This window comes from Dactylosporangium sp. CA-139114 (assembly GCF_050955725.1).
In the GTDB taxonomy this organism is placed as follows: Bacteria; Actinomycetota; Actinomycetes; order Mycobacteriales; family Micromonosporaceae; genus Dactylosporangium.
This window is the reverse complement of the sequence record NZ_CP192080.1, coordinates 6,570,516-6,589,029: the sequence shown is the minus strand read 5'-3', so window position 1 is coordinate 6,589,029 and position 18,514 is coordinate 6,570,516. Positions and strand designations below refer to the sequence as shown.

At 71.6% G+C, this 18,514-nt stretch carries 15 protein-coding genes; 8 read left to right on the top strand and 7 right to left on the bottom strand.

Going from position 1 to position 18,514, the window contains the following annotated elements; all coding sequences use genetic code 11:
* Positions 1–83: 83 nt before the first annotated feature.
* Both ACQP2P_RS29210 and ACQP2P_RS29205 read right to left on the bottom strand, forming a co-directional pair.
* Entirely contained in the window at positions 84–659 is a 576-nt protein-coding gene (locus tag ACQP2P_RS29210; RefSeq protein WP_433606120.1) for a dihydrofolate reductase family protein, read from the bottom strand.
* A gap of 160 nt (positions 660–819) precedes the next feature.
* Positions 820–1,749 (bottom strand): patatin-like phospholipase family protein, encoded by a 930-nt coding sequence (locus tag ACQP2P_RS29205; protein WP_433606118.1) that lies wholly within the window; start codon positions 1,747–1,749, stop codon positions 820–822.
* A 323-nt stretch (positions 1,750–2,072) separates the two neighbouring features.
* On the opposite strand from ACQP2P_RS29205, the gene ACQP2P_RS29200 reads away from it, so the two are divergent.
* A complete protein-coding gene (locus ACQP2P_RS29200; RefSeq protein ID WP_433606116.1) occupies positions 2,073–3,062 on the top strand; it encodes a methyltransferase in 990 nt (329 codons plus the stop codon).
* Positions 3,063–3,197: 135 nt separating this feature from the next.
* On the opposite strand, the gene ACQP2P_RS29195 is transcribed toward ACQP2P_RS29200, so the two are convergent.
* Positions 3,198–3,899, bottom strand: a complete 702-nt coding sequence (locus ACQP2P_RS29195) for a TetR/AcrR family transcriptional regulator (protein ID WP_433606114.1) — start codon at positions 3,897–3,899, stop codon at positions 3,198–3,200.
* Between the two features lie 86 nt (positions 3,900–3,985).
* Here ACQP2P_RS29195 and ACQP2P_RS29190 point away from each other — a divergent pair, with 86 nt between their 5' ends.
* Positions 3,986–4,864, top strand: a complete 879-nt coding sequence (locus ACQP2P_RS29190; RefSeq protein WP_433606112.1) for an aldo/keto reductase — start codon at positions 3,986–3,988, stop codon at positions 4,862–4,864.
* A gap of 152 nt (positions 4,865–5,016) precedes the next feature.
* Complete coding sequence (locus tag ACQP2P_RS29185; RefSeq protein WP_433606110.1) at positions 5,017–5,850, top strand: alpha/beta fold hydrolase; 834 nt, start codon at positions 5,017–5,019, stop codon at positions 5,848–5,850.
* Between the two features lie 54 nt (positions 5,851–5,904).
* Here ACQP2P_RS29185 and ACQP2P_RS29180 read toward each other — a convergent pair whose 3' ends face one another.
* Entirely contained in the window at positions 5,905–9,033 is a 3,129-nt protein-coding gene (locus tag ACQP2P_RS29180) for a GH92 family glycosyl hydrolase (RefSeq protein ID WP_433606108.1), read from the bottom strand.
* Positions 9,034–9,390: 357 nt separating this feature from the next.
* Between ACQP2P_RS29180 and ACQP2P_RS29175 the strand changes: the two genes are divergently transcribed.
* The 3 genes from ACQP2P_RS29175 to ACQP2P_RS29165 all read left to right on the top strand — a co-directional run bounded on the left by ACQP2P_RS29175 (position 9,391) and on the right by ACQP2P_RS29165 (position 14,822).
* Complete coding sequence (locus ACQP2P_RS29175; RefSeq protein WP_433606106.1) at positions 9,391–12,612, top strand: glutaminase domain-containing protein; 3,222 nt, start codon at positions 9,391–9,393, stop codon at positions 12,610–12,612.
* A 90-nt stretch (positions 12,613–12,702) separates the two neighbouring features.
* Positions 12,703–14,472, top strand: coding sequence for a glycoside hydrolase family 76 protein (locus ACQP2P_RS29170; protein ID WP_433606105.1), 1,770 nt, complete (start codon positions 12,703–12,705; stop codon positions 14,470–14,472).
* The gene (locus ACQP2P_RS29165; protein WP_350624184.1) at positions 14,469–14,822 is read left to right on the top strand and encodes a helix-turn-helix transcriptional regulator; all 354 of its coding nucleotides are present in this window, start codon (positions 14,469–14,471) and stop codon (positions 14,820–14,822) included. Before ACQP2P_RS29170 ends, ACQP2P_RS29165 begins: the two co-directional genes overlap by 4 nt.
* Positions 14,823–14,864: 42 nt before the next feature.
* On the opposite strand, the gene ACQP2P_RS29160 is transcribed toward ACQP2P_RS29165, so the two are convergent.
* On the bottom strand, positions 14,865–15,497 hold the full coding sequence (locus tag ACQP2P_RS29160; RefSeq protein ID WP_433606103.1) for a TetR family transcriptional regulator: 633 nt from the start codon (positions 15,495–15,497) through the stop codon (positions 14,865–14,867).
* Between the two features lie 87 nt (positions 15,498–15,584).
* Here ACQP2P_RS29160 and ACQP2P_RS29155 point away from each other — a divergent pair, with 87 nt between their 5' ends.
* The gene (locus ACQP2P_RS29155; protein ID WP_433606101.1) at positions 15,585–15,743 is read left to right on the top strand and encodes a hypothetical protein; all 159 of its coding nucleotides are present in this window, start codon (positions 15,585–15,587) and stop codon (positions 15,741–15,743) included.
* Between the two features lie 71 nt (positions 15,744–15,814).
* Positions 15,815–16,042, top strand: coding sequence for a DUF4190 domain-containing protein (locus ACQP2P_RS29150; protein WP_433606099.1), 228 nt, complete (start codon positions 15,815–15,817; stop codon positions 16,040–16,042).
* Between the two features lie 123 nt (positions 16,043–16,165).
* On the opposite strand, the gene ACQP2P_RS29145 is transcribed toward ACQP2P_RS29150, so the two are convergent.
* Positions 16,166–17,824 carry a M4 family metallopeptidase gene (locus ACQP2P_RS29145; protein WP_433606097.1) on the bottom strand — a complete coding sequence of 553 codons (1,659 nt, stop codon included), beginning with the start codon at positions 17,822–17,824 and terminating at the stop codon, positions 16,166–16,168.
* 172 nt (positions 17,825–17,996) lie between these two features.
* On the bottom strand, positions 17,997–18,434 hold the full coding sequence (locus tag ACQP2P_RS29140; RefSeq protein ID WP_433606095.1) for a hypothetical protein: 438 nt from the start codon (positions 18,432–18,434) through the stop codon (positions 17,997–17,999).
* Between the last annotated feature and the right edge of the window lie 80 nt (positions 18,435–18,514).

Sequence of the window (18,514 nt, the reverse complement as noted above, 5' to 3'; positions counted from 1 at the left end):
CGGCGTTGCGGGCCTCGGACCGCGCCGCCGTCATCACCGGAACCGTCGTCAACCTCTCGGCCGGGGCCCTCGCCGACCGAGGTTCAGTGCAGGGTGGGCCGGTAGGTGAGCTGCTGGGTGCGGCCGTCGAGGGTCCGGCTCTCGACCAGGTCGAGGTCGAAGTCGGCCGCGCCCGCGAAGATCGGCTCGGTCCCGGTCCGGCCGGTGATCACCGGGAACACGGTCACCTGGACGAAGTCGACCAGCCCGGCGGCCATCAGCGCGCGGTTCAGCGACAGGCTGCCGTGCGAGCGCAGCGGCACCTCCGACTCCTGCTTGAGCCACCGGACGACGTCGACGCCGTCGCCGCGCGCGACCGTCGCGTCCGGCCAGTCCAGCGGGCCCCGCAGGGTCGAGGAGATCACCGTCGCCGGCAGGTTGCGCATCCGGGTGACCCACGGGTCGCGGACGTCGGCGTCCTCGGTGCTCTCGGCCAGCAGCTGCGCGAACACCCGGTACGTCTGCGCGCCGAAGACCATGTGCTGCTCCTCGCGGTAGAGGCCGAGGCGGTGTTCGAGCAGCTCCGGGCCCTGCTTGCCCCAGTAGCCGCCCCAGCCGCCGCTCGTGGTGCCGAAGCCGTCGAGGCTGGCGAAGACGTCGAAGGTGTAGGTCGCGGTCATCGGGATCTCCCCACCCTGGCCAGGTTGCTGCGGTGACATTCTCGCCGACACCACCGCCGTCGCGGGCGACACTCTCACCAGGACCACCACGGTGGCGGCGCGGACCGGCGTCTCCAGGGGCCGCGGGTGCACACCCGCGGCCCCGAATCGCGTCTCAGGACTAGCGCAACGTCAGGCGGGCCGCCTCGCGCCGGCCCTGGGCGAAGCCCGCGCGGGCGGAGGGGATCCGGGTCGCCGGATCCATCTGGTTGACGCCCATCGCGGCTCGGGAGTCCGCGTCCGGTGCGATCACCTCGACGTGGCTACCCTGCCCGCGGAGTTGCTCGACCTGGTCGTTCAGCTCCGTGCCCGGGAACCGGCGCAGGCCCTCGAACTGGCCGTCCGCCAGGGGTGTGTTGCGGACGCTGAAGGGCGCGAGTACCACGACGTTCGCATAGCCCGCGGCGAGGTCGGCGTTGTCGGCGGAGCGCACGCCGCCGTTGATGTAGCGCCTTCCGTTGATGTTCGGCGTGGGGACCAGACCGGGCAGCGCGGTGGCCGCGGTGACCGCGTCGGCGAGCTCGACGCCGCAGTCGCGGTCGAACGTGACCAGCTCGCCGGTGTGCGCGTCGAGGGCCACCAGGACCATCGGCCGGTCCGGCCACTCGGGGTGGGGCAGCCGGGCGGCGACCTGGGCGCGCCGCTGGACGCCCAGCGCGGGGTCGAGGACGCCGTCGCCCTCCAGCCCGAACGCGCCCATCGCCCGTTGCAGGTCGGCGGCCGAGGTGGCGGCGGCGTTGATGGCCCGCATCCGCTCGAACACCGCGGTCGGCGGCTGCGATGCGGGCCGTTCCCGGTGTGGTTCGGCGGGGCGCTGTCCGGCCGGCTCGGCGAGTATCGAGGCGAACAGGTCGGCCGCCGGAATACCGCTGCGCACCCACGCCGCCGCGGTGGCGCCGGAGGAGGTGCCGATCACCAGATCGGCGGAGTCGGTCAGATCGACGCCGGCTTCGGCGAGGCCGGCGACTACGCCGATCACCCAGGCCTGGCCGGCGCCCCCACCGGCGCCGAGCACCAGGGCGAGATTGTGGGATTCGTGAGATTGCGACACGTCGTGGTCCCTTTCAAGGCATCCGGGATGCGGGTGCCCGAGGACCGGCGACGGTGGAGCTACCGGCTCCGCCGCGTGGTGGTGAGCACCCGACTGTGAACGAAAATCGGACTCACCTCCTCAGATCGTGCGCCGTGCACGGCGCTGCGAACGAACCGGCCCGAATGTTAGCAGGTGCGAGTGCGGTTGAGGGGGCCGGCGCGCTTGTGGCGCCGACGGCCCCCTCAACCTGGTGACCGAGGCCGGCCGGGCGACCCGGAGGCGGCCGCGAAGGAGTACCAGGGTCGTTGACATCGCGGTGCCCGCCCCGACAGGCTCGGGGCATGAGTGAGGAGCGCGACCTCTGGGCGGCGGCCGACCTGGCCACCCCGATGGCGATCCGGGTCGCGGCGACGCTGCGCCTGGCCGACCACATCGCCGCCGGCACGACCACCTCCGACGCGTTGGCCGAGGCGGCCGGCGCCGACCCCGACGCGCTCGGCCGGCTGCTCGGCCACCTGGTCACCGCCGGCGTTCTGGCGCGCACCGGGTCCGGCTACGCCCTCACCGGCCTCGGCGACCAGCTGCGCGACGACCACCCGCGGGGCCAGCGTGCCTGGCTGGACCTGGAGGGCTCGGTCGGCCGCGCCGACCTGTGCTTCGCCGACATGCTGCACACCGTGCGCACCGGTGAGGCGGTGTTCGAGCGCCGCTTCGGCCGCCCGTTCTGGGAGGACCTGGCCGCGGACCCGGCGCGGCAGGCCCAGTTCGACGGCCTGATGAGCTCGCGGCTCACGACGGACGCGCCCGAGGTCGCCGCGGCCTACCCGTGGGCCCTGCTCGGCCACGTGGTCGACGTGGGCGGCGGCGACGGCAGCCTGCTGATCGCGATCCTGCGGGCCCATCCCGGCCTGCGCGGCACCGTCGTCGACCTGCCCGGGGCCGTGGCCCGCGCCGAGCACGCGATCGCCGCGGCGGGCCTGACCGACCGGGCCGGCGTCGCGCCGGGCAGCTTCTTCGAGGAGCTGCCGCCCGGGGCCGGCGGCTACGTCCTCTCCGGGGTCCTGCACGACTGGCCGGACGAGGACGCCGCGCGCATCCTGCGCCGCTGCGCCGACGCGGCCGGCGACACGGGGACGGTCCTGATCTGCGACCACATCGGCGACGCCTACGACACCGAGGGCGACCTGCGGATGCTGTGCTACTTCAACGGCCGCGAGCGCACCCTGGACGACCTGAGCGACCTCGCGGCCGCGGCGGGCCTGGCGGTCGCCGACGTGGCCCCGGCCGGCACACGGTCCCTGCTCGCCCTCCGCCGGGCGGCCCCCGCCTGACGTCGATGGAGGCGTCCGGCAGCACGGCCAACGGCACCCTCCTGAACGGCCCTGGCCCGGCCCTGGCCCGGTCCTCACCGGGGCCGGGCCACCAGGCCGTGTCTGACACATGGCCTTCGAGGGGCCCGGGTCGTCCTAGTGGGCGAGATGCTGGAGCCATTCCCGCAGGAGTGCGGTCTCGACGGGGCGGAGCGGGACGGTAGCTGGATCCGCCCCGCCGAGGGCGGCATCGAGCGCGAGGGCGCGAGCGGCGAGGGTGGAGTCCGGGGCTGGGCTCGTCTCGGTGGTCAGGGCGTCGATGAGTGCTTCCCGCATGCGCGGTGAGACCTCCGGGTCGCGTTCGCTCTCGGGGGTGCCGATCAGGCAGAGCGTGGTGCCGGTTACCGCTGCCAGCGTGAGGTGGGCGGCAAGGACGGGCGGCACCCGCAGGCGGCCGTCGGAGGCGGCGCGGCCGAGGAACGTCATGAGGAGTTCCTGAGCCTTCCGCGCGGCAGGTGGGCGCCGGCCGGGGCGATCGGTGCCGTACATCAGCAGGTAGAAGGCGGGGTGTTGCAGGCCGAAGTCGACATGCATGTCCCATCCGCGGCGCATGTCGTCGACCGGGTCGCCGCTCGGCGACAAGGTGTGCTTCTGCGCCAGGTAAAGGTCGAAGGCGTGGATGGCCAGCGCCGAAAGGAGCCCGTCCTTGTCGCCGAAGAGCTGGTACAAGGAGGCGGCACGGATGCCTGCCGCCGCTGCGACGGCGCGGGTGGAGAGCGCCTGGGCGCCCTCCCGTTCCAAGAGCTCGGCTGCGACTTCCAGGATCTGCCGGCGACTGCGGGTCTTCGCATCATCCACCGTTGCAATGCTACGGCATAAGGCGTATCACTGGTTCGACCAGCGATACGGGAAATACCGTCGCATTGATACGGCAGGAGAGGTCGATGCATCGTGTGGGATACGGCGCCATGCAGCTTGCGGGCCCGAAGGTCTGGGGATTCCCGGACGACCCGGAGGCGGCGCGGCGGGTGTTGCGCCTGGCTGTCGAGCTGGGCGTGACCTTCTTCGACACCGCGAACGCCTACGGGCCACGAACGGTAAACCAGCTGATCGGGCAGGCGCTGGGACCGATCCCCGAGGGCGTGATCGTGGGCAACAAGGTCGGCGCAGAGCGCGGCCCGGACAAGTCCTGGGTCGTCGACGGTCGCCCGGAGACGGTCCGGCGGCAGGTTCACGAGGCCCTTACCGACATGGGAACGGACGCGAGCGAGCTGACCTACCTCCGACTCGTCGGCGACACCCCCGGCGCGCACCAGGATGTGCCGCTGGAGGAGTCGCTCGGCGCACTCGTCCAGCTGCGAGACCAGGGGCTGATCCGCCGCATCGGCCTGTCCGGCGCGTCCCCGCAGGTGCTGGCCCGTGCCCAGCAGATGACCCCCATCGCGGCGGTGCAGAACCGCTTCAACCTGCTTGACCGCAGCGGCGTCCAGGTCCTCGCCGACTGCGAGACCCAGGGCATCCTCTTCATCCCCTACTTCCCGCTGGCCGCCGGACGGCTCAGCGGCCACCAAGAGCTGACCGGCCCGGCAGAGCGCCTAGGTGCCACACCGGCCCAGATCGCCCTGGCCTGGTTGCTGCGCCGTTCACCCTCCATGGTCGTCATCCCCGGCACGAGCAGCACCGACCACCTGCGGTCCAACATCGCAGCTTCCGAAGTTGCCGAACAACTGACCGACACCGAGGTCGCGCGCCTGACCGGACTCGTCGACGAGTCGCAAGCGGTCCTCGGCCAGCCCACGCCCCCCGCTCATGGCCACCGCTGAAAGGGCCCCGGGGATGTCGCTACCGGCCTCGGCCGCATCTCCGCCAGGGCTCCCGCGGGGGCCGCCCGCCTTCGACGCACAGGCGTACAAGCAGCGCAACGTCGTGAAACGCTGCTTCAACCGCCTCAAAGCGAGCCGTCTAAGCTCGGGGCGTGGTCACGGAATTCGGGGTCGAGCTGCCCGACGGTCGCCTGCTGCACGCGTACGACTCCGGCGGTGACGGCCCGGTCGTCTACTGGCATCACGGCACCCCCAACATCGGCGAGCCGCCCGTGCCGCTGTTCGAGACCGCCGAGCGGCTCGGGCTGCGATGGCTGTCGCACAACCGGCCCGGCTACGGCGCCTCGACGCCGAGCCCCGGGCGCGGGATCGGGTCCGTGGCCGCCGACGTCGCCGCCGTCGCCGAGGCGGCCGGGGTCGAGCGGTTCGTGGTCATGGGCCACTCCAGCGGGGCCGCGCACGCGCTCGCCTGCGCCGCGCTGCTGCCGCAGCGGGTGGTCGCGGCGGCCGGGATCTCGGGACTGGCGCCGTACGAGCGGTTCACCGACCGCTGGTTCGACGGGATGGCCGACGGGGCCGCCGGGTCACTGCGGGCGGCGCTCGACGGGCGCGAGGCCAAGGCGGCACACCTCGCGGCGGCCACCGGCGAGGAGGACATCGGGTTCCTGCCCGTCGACTGGGAGGCGCTGCGGACCGACTGGGCCTGGTTCGACGACATCGTGCCGGCCGCGCTGCTGACGGGGCCGGGCGGGCTGATCGACGACGATCTCGCCAACGTGGGACCGTGGGGGTTCGAGCCGGAGGCGATCGACCGCCCGGTGCTGCTCATCCACGGCGGCGGCGACCGCATGGTGCCTGCCGCGCACAGCGCCTGGCTCGCCGAGCACGTCAAGGGCGCCGAGCTGCGCCTCATCCCGGAGACCGGCCACATCACGGCGATGCGCCAGGGCGCCGCCGCGCTGGAATGGCTCGCCGGCAACCTGTGACAGTGCCGCGAAAAGGGGGCGGCCGCGACGGCCGCCCCCCTCGCCGCACAACCGTTACGCGTACGCCTCGATCTCGTAGATGCGGGCCGCCGTGTCGGTCGTCTGGGTCGCGGTGATGATGTTCAGCCGGACGTACCGGCCGGTCACGTTCACCGCGCTGGTGGTCACGTCCGCGGTGTTGCCACGGGGCGAGGCCACCGTCGTCCAGGTGCTGCCGTCGCTGGACACCTGCAGGTCGAAGTCGCGGGTGTCCCACGTCGCCGACTCGCCGCCGGCGCCCGCGTGGCGCACGACGATCGAGCTCAGGTGGTTGGCGGCGCCCATGTCGACCTGGAGGAACTTGTTCGTGCCCAGCGAGCACCACTTGTCGGAGTTGCCGCCGGAGACGCTGCCGTTGACCGCCTTCTCCGGGCCCTCGGTCGAGGCGCAGGAGGAGTCGGCGGTGGCGGCTTTGTTGAGCAGGAGGTTGCCGCCGGTCGCGGCGCCGTAGACCTCGAACTCGTAGATGCGCGCCGCGCCGTTGCCGTCGTTGGCGGGGGTGGAGATGTCCACCTTCACGTAGCGGGCGGTCCGCGCCGTGAACTGGGTCAGGGTGCGGCTGGACCGGTTGCCCGAGACCGTGGCGGCCTGGCTCCAGTTCGTGCCGTCCGTGCTGGTGGAGATGGTGAACGCGCCGGTGTTCCAGCCGGTGTTCTCGGCCCCGAGGCCGGCGTGCTTGAGCACGACCGCGCCGACGGACTGGTTGGAGCCGAGGTCGACCTGGAGGAACTTGGTCGCCGCGGAGGTGCAGAACTTGCTGTTGTTCATCAGGCTGCCGTCGACGGCCTTGTCGGGCGACTCGGCGGTGGCGCAGGTGGCCGAGCCCGTGGCGGTCTTGCCCTGGGCCAGGTTGGTGCCCAGGGTCGGCGGGGTGGCCGGCTGGGTGGCGCCGTCGGTGAAGGACGGCGGGACGTTGCCCGCGCCGGTGCCCCACGAGGACGGGCTGGTGCCCATCGTGTACTGCAGCGTGCCGCCCGCGGCCAGGTCCGGGTAGCGCAGGTAGTTGTTGGCGACCGCGGAACCGTTGCGGGTCAGGCTCTGCACGTACTGCGAGGTCGCGCTGCCGCCGTTGATCTGGATGTTGCCGGCCGCGCGCTGGATGAGGATCGACGGGAACGACGGGCCGTGGATGGCGAGCGTGTCGGCGCCCGGGGTGGCCGGGTACATGCCGATCGCGGACCAGACGTACCACGCCGAGGTGGCGCCGAGGTCGTCGTTGCCGGGCAGGCCGCCGGCGCCGGTGGTGAACTGCTCGTTCATGACGCGCCGCACCGCCGAGGAGGCGCCGGCCGGGTACTGCGCGAAGTTGTACGCCCACGGCACGCCGTGCTCCGGCTCGTTGCCGAGGTAGAAGTACGGGCGCGACAGGCCGGCGTTGAGCTCGGTGAAGTGATGGTCGAGGCGCTGCCTGGCGGTCTGCGGGCCACCCATGAGGTTGATGAGCCCGGCGAAGTTGTAGGGGACCATCCAGGTGTACTGCGCCGCGTTGCCCTCGGTGAACGGGCTCTCCTGGGCCGGGTTGAGCGGCCACGGCCAGGTGCCGTCGCTGTTGCGCGGGTGGATGAAGCTCGACTCGGTGTTGAACGTGTTGCGCCAGTACTGGGCGCGGGTCATCGCCGAGTTGTACGTCGTGGTGTCCCCGAGCGCCTTGGCGAACTGGGCCACGGCGAAGTCCGACGCCGAGTACTCCATCGAGTCCGACGGGGCGCCCGGGATGTACTTCTTGGACTCGTACTCCGCCTCACGCCCGCGGATCGGCGAGCCCTGCGCGCCCTGGCCGGCGATGGCGTTCTTCATCAGCTGCAGCGCGGCCGCGGTGTCGAAGTCGCGCGCACCGAACTGGTAGGCGCTGTCGACGATGATCGGGCCGGGGTCGCCGGTCATGACGAAGTCCTCGTTCGTCTGCTGCGACCACTTGGGCAGCAGGCCGCCCTGCTGGCCGTCGAGGACCATGGACTTCATGATGTCGCTGGTGACGTCGGGCGCGATGAAGGCGACGAGCGCGGCCCACGAGCGGTAGATGTCCCAGCCCGAGTAGTTCTGGTACACGTTGTGCGTCGCGGTGTGGATCGCGTTGTCGAAGCCACGGTACTGGCCGTTCACATCGCTGGAGATGTTCGGGTTGACCAGCACGTGATACAGCGCGGTGTAGAACTTCTGCAGGTCGGTGGCGCTGCCGCCGGTGGCCTGGATGCGGTTGAGCGCGGTGTTCCAGGCGTTGTTGGCGTTGGTCCGCGCGGTGTCGAAGGTCGCGGTCTCGGCGTTGAGGTTCGCCGTGGCGTTGGCGACGCTCACGAACGAGACGCCGATCTGGACGTTGACGTTCGCGTTGGACGTCGTGTCCCACGTGAGGAAGCCGCCGGTGTTGACGCCGGAGGTGCTCGCGGAGCCGTTGCTGATCGTCGAGCCGTTCCAGGTGCCGAACGACGACGGGGCCCGGTCGAACTTCATCGAGAAGTAGATCGGGTAGGTCTTCGAGGAGCCGCAGAAGCCGCCGGCCGTCGTGCTGCCGGTCATGGTGCTGCCGGAGATGTTGACGCTGCCGCTGCGGTTGCCCGTGGCGCTCCGGCTGGTGTTGACGAGCAGCCGGGACTGCGTGTTCGAGGGGAACTGCAGGCGCATGACGCCGGTGCGGGTGGTCGAGGTGACCTCGACGTTCGTGGAGTACTTGTCCAGCCGGTTGCTGTAGTAGCCGGCCTGGGCGACCTCGTTGGTCTTCGTGTACGCCGAGGAGTAGCTGGTCCAGTTGGTGCCGGGGGAGGAGCCGAGCGCGCCGGTGACCGGCAGCAGGCCGAGGTCCTCGTTGTTGGGGCAGCCCGCGCCGTTGAAGTGCGTGAGGCTGAACTCCTCGATCGTGCGGTCCTTGTCCCGGTAGCCGGACGGCGACGCGGTGGGCGTGTCCGGGCTGAACTGGAGCATGCCGAACGGCACGGTGGCACCGGGGAAGGTGCTACCGCCCGCGCCGCCACCGACCGGGTTGGGCGAGTTGGAGTCGTCCGTGCCGATCAGCGGATTCACGTATTGGGTCAGGTTGAGGTCGGCGGCCTGGGCGGGGGCCGCGAACTGCACGACGGCGAGGGTGCTGCCCAGCAGGGCGGCTCCCGCGCCGGCGAGCAGCCGGTCGACCTTGCGGGATCGGGGCATGGTGTCTCCCGTTCGGTGGCGGTGAGGACGGGAGAGCGCTCTCGATGGACATTCATAGTCCCTGATCCGCGTTAGGTCAACATTTGTCAATACGTGCGCAGGTCAGACCCTCATCACCCACCGCAAATCCCTCGAATCGCTCCGTCATCGCGCGGACCCGTCGTCCGCCGGGCCGCCGGGGTTCGGCGACGGATCGGGGGCGGCCGATGCCCGGCGGGGTTGCGAGGGGATTCGCATCTGTCAATGATTGGCAGAAGTCTCGTGGACGTTGCGCGAAGTCAACAACTTCGAACAAGTACCGATGAAAATTCATGAGTTTCGTTGACACGTTGCATCGGAAAATGTTTGCTACGTCACGTGAACCCGCCATTGCACCCCACTCGCCGGGACCTGTTGCGCATGGCCGCCCTGGGCGGGCTCGCCGGCTCGGCGCTCGGCCCGATGCTGCTCACCGGGGACGCCTACGCCGCCACCACCTTCAGCCCGATCCGCCCACCGGCCACCCCGCTCGCCGTGCGCTCGCCCTACCTGTCGACCTGGCTGCGCGCCGACACCCTCCCCGGCAACTGGCCGACGTTCTGGGCCGGCGCGGTCACCGCGATCACCGGCATCGTGCGCGTGGACGGCCAGCCGTACGTCTTCATGGGCGCACCCTCCGGCGGCTGGCCCCTGGCGAGCCAGACCGGCCTCGTGGTCACCGCGACCCGCTCGACGTTCACCATCACGGCGGGCCCGGTCCGGCTCGAGGTCGAGTTCTTCTCCCCGGTCGATCCGGCGAACCTGCGCCGGCAGTCGGTGCCGATGTCGTACCTGAGCATCACCGCCACCTCCGCGGACTCGGGCACGCACCAGGTGAGCCTCTACGTCGACGTGTCCGGCGAGTGGGCCCACGGCGACCGCTCCAAGCAGATCTCGTGGGCCACCCAGACCGCCGGCACCCAGCGCGTGCACACCTTCCAGCCGTCCGCGCCGTCGGTCCTGGCCGAGGCCGGCGACCAGGCCTCCTGGGGCACCGTCGTCTTCGCCGCCGACGACGTCGCCGGGCTGACCTGGCAGACCGGCGCCGACGCCACGGTGCGGGCGCAGGCCGCGAACGCCGGGGCGCTGCCCAACACGGCCGACACCAACCAGCCCCGCGCGATCAACGCGAGCTGGCCGGTGTTCGCGTTCAACCGGGCCCTCGGCGCCGTCGGGCCGGCCGGCAGCGGCCCGGTCGTCTTCGTCATCGGCCACGTGCGCACGCCCGCCGTGTCCTACCTCGGCACCCAGCTCGACCCGTGGTGGCGCACCCAGTGGGCCACCTGGCCGGACATGCTCGCGTGGTTCCGGGCGGACCGGGACACGGCCCGGGCCGTCGGCGCCGCCCTCGACGCGCAGGTGGGCACCTGGGCGCGGCAGGCCGTCGGCACCTCGCCGGCGGGCGAGCAGTACGCCGCCCTGTGCGCGCTCGCGCTGCGCCAGGCGTTCGGCGGCACCGAGGTGGTCAACCGCGGCGGCTCGCCCTGGGTGATGCTGAAGGAGATCTCCTCCAACGGCGACTTCAGCACCGTCGACGTCATGTACCCGGCGTTCCCCGCCTACCTGTGGCTCAGCCCGCGCTGGCTGGAGCTGCTGCTGGCCCCGCTGTTCGACTACACCGAGCTGCGGGGCTTCGACAAGCCGTTCGCGCCGCACGACCTCGGCGTCTACCCCAACGCCTTCGGCCGCATCGGCCAGGACGAGGAGGACATGCCGGTCGAGGAGTCGGCGAACATGCTCATCATGGTCGCCGCGCTGCTGCGGCGCATGCCCGCGGCCAAGGCGAGCGCGTACGCGACGGCCCACTACGCGAAGCTCAAGAGCTGGGCCGACTACCTCGTGGCGAACCTGCCGGACCCGGGCAACCAGAACCAGACCGACGACTTCACCGGGTTCATCGCGCACAGCGTGAACCTGGCGCTCAAGGGGATCGTGGGCATCGGGGCGATGGCCGACATCGCGCGCCGGGCCGGGCAGTCCTCGACCTACGCGGCGACCGCGCGGCAGTATATCGCGCAGTGGGCGTCCATGGCGCAGAACGGGGCCCGCAGTCACCTGAAGCTGACGTACGACGGGGCGGACTCGACGTGGAGCCTGAAGTACAACGGCTTCGCCGACCGGGTCGCGGGGACCAACCTCGTGCCGCCGGCCGTCGCGGCCGAGGAGGCGAACTGGTACCTGCAGAACCAGCACGCCTACGGGGTGCCGCTCGACCCGCGGCACACGTACACGAAGGTCGACTGGGAGCTGTGGACCGCGGCGTTCCTCACCGGGCAGAGCGCGGCCCGGGACATGCTCATCGGCAAGGCGTACACCTTCGCGAACACGACCCCGTCGCGCGTGCCGTTCTCCGACTGGCACGACACCGACTCCGGCAACCAGAACGGCTTCACCGCGCGGCCGGTCATCGGCGGGGTCTTCGCCCTGCTGGCGTTGCGGCCCACGCTGAACGGCCTGACCGGGTCATGGCCGCTGGGCACGCCGGCCGCGTCCGAGCTGCCGGTGGTGCGCACCGACAACTCGTTCACGGTCATGGCCAGGGTCAACCCGTCTGATCTCAGCGGGTTTCGTACGGCCGTCAGCCAGGACGGTTCGCGGGTGAGCGGGTTCTACCTGCAGTACTCGGGCGCCGACTCCCGATGGGCGTTCGCCATGACGGCCGCCGACGCCGACAACACCGGCTCGACCCGGGCGCTGTCCTCGGCCGCCCCCGCGCCGAACACGCCCGCGCACCTGGCCGGGGTCTACGACGCCGAGGCCGGGCAGCTGCGGCTCTACGTCAACGGCGTGCTCCAGGGTCAGGCGGCGTACGCCTCCGGCTGGCCGGCCTCCGGGCCGCTCGTCATCGGCCGGGGCCGGTGGAACGGGGCCGCGGCCGACGCCTTCGCCGGCACCGTCGAGGACGTGCGCACCTACGACCACGCGCTGCCGGCCGCCACGATCGCCGCCGCCGCGGGCCTGGCCACGAGCCAGGTCGCGGCGTACTCCTTCGACGCCGCCGACGCGTCCCTGACCCTCAGCGGCGGCGCGGCGCTCGGCGGCGGCGGCTTCAGCGGGAGCGCGCTGGTGCTCAACGGCAGCACCGGCTTCGCGGCCGCGGCCCGGCTGGTGGACACCGCGGCGAGCTTCTCCGTCTCGGCGTGGGTCCAGCTCGCGGCGACGTCGAACTTCGCCACGGTGGCGGGGCAGGACGGCGCGCAGGCGAGCGGGTTCTATCTGCAGTACTCGGCGGCGGACAACGCGTGGGCGTTCGCGATGGTCGCCGCCGACACCGCGAACGCCGCGGCGACCCGGGCGGTGTCGCCGTTCCCGCCGCGGGCCGACGGGTGGACGCATCTCGTGGGGGTGCGCGATGCGTCCGCCGGCCGGCTGCGGCTCTACGTCGATGGGGTGCTCGTGGCGGATGCCGCCGCGGGTCCGGCGTGGAGTGCGGGCGGGGCGTTCACGATCGGCCGGGGCAAGTGGAACGGCGGCGACGCCGACCACTTCCCCGGCCGCATCGACCAGGTGAAGGTCTGGACCAGGGCATTGACGGACGCCGACGTCCAGGCGATCGCCTGAGCGGCATCTGGCAGCGAGTCTGCCTGTTGACCGAGGGCTGAGGACCGACGTACAACGTTGTGAGAGCGCTTTCTGTAAAGGAAGTTAATCGTGGCCGCCATCCACCGAATGCTCGCTGTCCTGCTGCTGCTCGTCGCCGGCGTGGCCGTCGCACCCGCACCCGCACAGGCGGCGACCACCGTCTGCGCCCAGTACTGCGACACCCGCGACCCGTCCCAGGCCCGCCAGGAGACCTTCCCGGTCGGCACGCTGCTCATCAACAACCGCCGGATCGTGCTGCACCTCTCCGACCTCGACGGCATGGCGTGGGGCTCGATCGACGCCGGCACCGAGGGCGAGTCGGTCTGGCTCGACCGCACCTTCGACGGCGGCGCCACCTGGGACGGCCTGCTCGGCAAGGCGTCCATCCCGGCCACGTGGACCGGGACCCGGACCCTCATGTACAACCTCGCCGACCCCTCGCACCACCGCCGCGACATGATCCGGGCCTGCGGCGACGCCCACGGGGTGGCCTGCACGAGCTGGGTGCACGCCTCCGTGTGCAACGCGACCTGCGACAACGCCGGCGGCGCAACGGACGCCGACCCGGTGCGGTCGGTGACGCTGAGCGGCCGGACCATCGCGCTGCACATCGACGCGGCCGGCATGGCCTGGGGCGCGATCACGAACAACCGGGCCGGCGACGAGGTGTGGCTGGACCGCTCCTTCGACGCCGGAGCCAGCTGGCCGGGTGGCTCGTCATTGGGGCGTACCACCAGTGGCCGCACGAACCGCTTCAACGTCTCCGACCCCACCTCGCTGCTCTACGGCGGGGCGATCCGCGCCTGCGGCCGGGCGGCCGAGGGTCAGAACGGCGCGTGCACGGCGTGGGCCCGCCCGTCCTCGGCCCGCCTACGGGCCGCGGCCGACGCGCTCATGTACTCCTACGACCCGTACCCGGCCTGGTACCCGTCCAGCTGGTGGAACTCGGCGGTCGCGCTCAGCACGGTCATCCAGTACATCCGCCGCACCGGCGACCAGACCTACGCGTGGGCGGTGAAGCGCACCTTCGACGTCAACCGGGTCGCCTTCCCGGCCGGCGCCCGCTCCAGCGACCCGGTCGACGGCCACTTCATCAGCCGCTCCGTCGACGACACCGCCTGGTGGGGCCTGACCTGGGTCGACGCCTACGACCTGACGCACGACCAGGCGTACCTCAACGAGGCCGTGACGATCGCCAACTACGTCGCCGGCTTCTGGGACACCTCGACGTGCGGCGGCGGCGTGTGGTGGGACCGCGAGCGGACCTACAAGAACGCGGTCACGATCGGGCTGTACCTGCGCCTGACCGCGGCCCTGCACAACCGCATCGCCGGCGACACCGCCTGGCTCAACAAGGCGACGACGGGCTGGGCCTGGTTCCAGACGAGCGGCATGATCAACGGCTCGAACCTGGTCAACGACGGCCTGACGTCGACCTGCGCCAACAACGGTCAGACGGTGTGGACCTACAACCAGGGCCTGGCCATCGGCGCCGCGATGGAGCTCTACCGGGCCACGGGCAACACGGCTTACCAGGACACGGCCCGCCGCCTCGGCAGCGCCGCACTCGCCTCCGGCCTGGTGAGCAACGGCATCCTGACCGAGTCCTGCGACCCCGGTCAGTCCTGCGACGACAACCAGAAACAATTCAAGGGCGTGTTCATGCGGTACCTCGCCGAAGCCGGCCAGTTCCAGACCTTCGCCGACACGCAGGCCGGCAGCCTGTGGTCGACCCGCGACTCCCTGAACCGCATCGGCAGCCGCTGGGCCGCGCCCCCGTCGCCGCCGGACTGGCGCACCCAGGCGAGCGCCCTGTCGGCCCTGCTGGTGGCCTCGTGAGCGCGCGTCACGCCCGGCACGTGGGGATCCTGCTCCAGCTGCGGTCCCGCCCGTGGGTCTCGGCGGCGGCGCTGTCGTGCCGCTTCGGCGTGGACGTGCGCACCATCTACCTCGACATCGACCTGCTGACCGCCGCGGGTCTGCCGATCGAGGCGGTGCCGGGCCGTGCCGGGGCGTATCGGCTGGCGGCGCACGCGGTGCTGCCGAACGTGGAGGAGCCGCTGGGGGACGCCCCGGAGCCGCTGGACCACTATCTGCGCGGGACCCGCAGCCGTGAGCAGCTGCGGCAGCTGGGGCAGCGCGCGTACGCCCGGCAGCAGCGACTGCTCCTGCACCGCCTGGCGGGCTGAGGTGGGGGCGCTCACCGGCTAGGCCGTGCCGGTGATCGCTCCTCAGCCGGGCCAGTGGCGGCTGCCGAGGGCGATCAGGCGCAGCTGGCGGTCGGCCATGTCGATGGTGTCGGACGCGGCCGCCTCGTCGCCCGGGGGCAGCTCCAGCAGGGCGGCGGCGGTCTGCACCATGTGGTCGACGATCAGCGTGGCCAGCATCCGCACGTCCTGCGCCTCCCAGCGCTCCAATGCCGCGACGTGCGGGAGGCGGCGGGTCAGCAGATCCGTGGCCAGCTCGGCGGCCGAGAGGTCGAGCTGCTCCCGGATCGCACGGCGGACCGGGGCGACCCCGCCGTGCCGCTCCCGCGCGATGAACCGGAAGTGCTCCCGGCGCTCGTGCAGCTGGGCCACCAGCACGGCCAGTGAGCGGCCGATGACGGCGTCGCTGTCGGCGATGCCGTCCCGGACCGCGCGTACCGCCGTGCGCAGGCCGCCCAGGCACTGCTCGACCAGCGCCACGCCCAGGCTCGCGACGTCGGGGAAGTGCCGGTAGAAGGCGGTGGGCACGATGCCGACCTCGCGGGTGAGCTCGCGCAGGCCGAGGCTGTCCAGGCTGCGGTCCTCGAGCAGTCGCAGCGCGGTGTCGAGCAGCGCCTGACGGGTGTGGGCCTTCTGTTCGACGCGGGTATGGGGCACGTCACTCAGTAAACACCTGTGCACCGGATCGACGCGCACCTAGGCTCACGACTGAGTGAACAACTGTCCACTGAAATGGAGTGACCGATGGCTCTGCTCATTGCCGCGGTGCTCGTCGCGCTGCTCGTCGTCGGGCCGGCCGCGCTGACCGGGCACCCGGTGCTCCTGCTGCTCGGCGTCGCGCTCGCCGGCGCCGTACTCTTGGTCGCCCGGCGGTGGCCGCTCCGCCGGCTGCGTGACCGATGAGGGGACCGGCCGTGACGCAGCGGAGTGCGACGGCGCCGGAGGTGAGGCGACGCCGGCCGGATGACCGGATCGTGGCATCGCTGGTGCTCGGTGTAGCCGGCCTGTTCTTCTTCAACGTCGTGTTCGGGCCGTTCGCCGTGGTGCTCGGGCTGTGGGCGCTGCGCCGGCCGTCGAACGGGCGCGCCGGTCGCGGGTTCGCCGCGCTCGGGGTCGTCCTGGGCCTCGCCGATCTGGTGGTGCTGGCCGTGCTGGTCGCCGCCCGGTCGCGCACCGGAGATCTGCTGCACGTCCCGGCGTGACACGCAGTCTGGTCCCGACCTGCGGGTGTGACGTCTGTGTCGTGGGTGCGAGCGGAAGGAACCCGCCGCACGGCCCGGCGCTGGAACCTGGAGCACCGGGTCGTGCGGCGGGAAGACCTCAACTCAGCAGGCCGCGTCCGCGCCGGCCACGTTGACCGCCGTCCAGGCGCGCTGCACGGCCTTGTACTCGGCGCCGCACTTGCCGTAGAGGTCCGAGGCCGCCGCGAGCGTGTACGCCCGAGCGGTGTTGCCGGGGTTGGCGTCGTTGACGTACGAGGTGCTCGACGTGAAGTACACGTCCAGCGCCCGGTACCAGATCGCGGCCGCCTTCTCGCGGCCGATGCCCGTCACCGGGCCGGCGTTGCCGCAGACCGGGCTGGTGCCGTACGGCGTCTTGCCCGTGCCCTCGGCCAGGTCGAAGAAGAAGTGGTTGGCCACGCCCGAGGAGTAGTGCACGTCCACGTCCTTCGTGGTCGCCGACCAGCAGCCGTGCGAGTAGCCGTCCCGTGGCGGGTCGAACATGTAGCGCAGCGGCGTCCCGTTGCCGTTGAGGTCGATGCTCTCCGCGATGGTGTAGTCGCCGGGGTCGGCCGGGTTGTCGGCGTAGAACTCGACCATCGTGCCGAAGATGTCGCTCGTGGCCTCGTTGAGCCCGCCGGACTCGCCGGCGTAGGTGAGGTCGTTCGGCACGCTGTGCTGCGTGACCCCGTGCGTCATCTCGTGCGCGGCGACGTCGAGCTCGACGATCGGGTGCGCGTTGTCCCGGCCGTCGCCGTAGTTCATCTGCTTGCCGTCCCAGTACGCGTTCTCCAGGCCGTCGCCCACGTGCACGCGGGACACGACCCCGCGGCCGTTGTTCGCCACGCCCTTACGCCCGAAGGACTTCAGGTAGTAGTCGTACGTGACCTGAGCGCCGTAGGCGACGTCGACCGCGGCGCTCTGCGGGTCGTCGGCCTTGCCGTTGCCCCACGTGTTGTCGTCGTCGCTGATCTGGGTGCACGCCCCGTTCTCCCGGTGCTGCATGTCGCAGACCGAGGCGCGCCCGCGGGTCATGTCGATCATCCGGTACTGGCTGCCGAACTTCTGCGTCTCGACGCTCACCTGCCCGCTGTAGAGGCTGTGGCCGGTCCCCGCGACCGTCTCGATCTCGTCCCACTGCCCGATCACGGCCCCGGTGTGCGCGTCCGTGAGCACGTGCAGCCGTGACGGGGTGCGGCCGTCCTTGGCTGTCCCGACGACGAAGCTCTCCCAGGCAAGCCGCCCGGTGCCGGTGGAGGCCTCGACCAGCAGCTTCTGCCCCTGCAGCTGGGCGATCTTGCCGGTGAACCGCTCCCGGGCCTTCGCGGCGGCGTCCGCGGCCGACACCTTCGGCGCGGTGTCGACCTTGAGCGGCGCGACGAGCCCGTTGGAACTGCCCTTGTACTGTCCGTCGGCCCCGAGATGCACGATGACGTCGCCGCCGTACACCGGAAGCCCATGGTAGGTGCGCGTGTATCGAACGTGCTTCGTGCCGTCGGCGTCGGGCCGGAACGCGAAGTAGCCGAACGTGTCCTCGGGCGCGGCCCGCACATCGGCCAGATGCGTGTCGAGGGCCTTGCGCACCGGGGCGGCCGCGGGCGGCTCGGCCTCCGGGGTCGCCGAAGCGTCCACCTCGGCGGTGTCGGATTCGGCGCTCGGGGAACCGTCCGCCGCGACGTTCACGGACTTCGGTGCGTCGGTACAGCCGGCAAGGACGACCGCCGAGGCGGTGAGTGTGATCAGGAATCGACGAGCGGTTGACATGGGGGTATTCCTACGTGCCGGAAACCGATCATGTCAGTCGCGCGTCGGACGCTGGCACAAAGCCGCTAGTCAACGCGCCCAGGACGGCATACGGGGAAGCGCTCAGGACGTGGCGAAGGCCGGCCACCGCGAACGGTGACCGGCCTTGAGCCAGGGGTAGCCCTCGTCGTGCTCAGTTGGCCGCGACGCCGAACTGGCCGCCACCCGCCGAGTGGAACTCGGTGCCGTCGACGAACGACTTGCCGAAGCTGTTCTCCAGCTGGTCGAGCTCGCTGAACTGGGCCTGGTGGGCGTTCTCGCTGCCCTCGGCCGCGAAGACGTGGTCGTCGGAGGTCGCGTCGTGCGAGTAGTTCGTGTAGTCGTCCGACTCGTAGTGCACGGCCGCCGGCGCGTCGTACTCGACGTGGTGCCCCTGCGAGAAGTCCGTCGAGTCCGTGTCGTGGTGGCCCTCCTCGTACACACCGAACTGGCTGCTGGCGTCGGTCTCCGAGCCCGCGGCGTGGTGCATCTGGTCCAGCGAGCCCTGCTCCTGACCGGCCTCGTAGTGGCCGAAGTCCACGTCGTGCCCGCTGTCGCCGTAACCCGTGTCGCCCATGTCGTAGTCGCTCATCGTGCTCTCCCCTGGAAGTCGTTGTCGCTGTTGAGCAATACGCTACGGAGTCCACGCGGCCGTCGAATCCCGGAAACGTG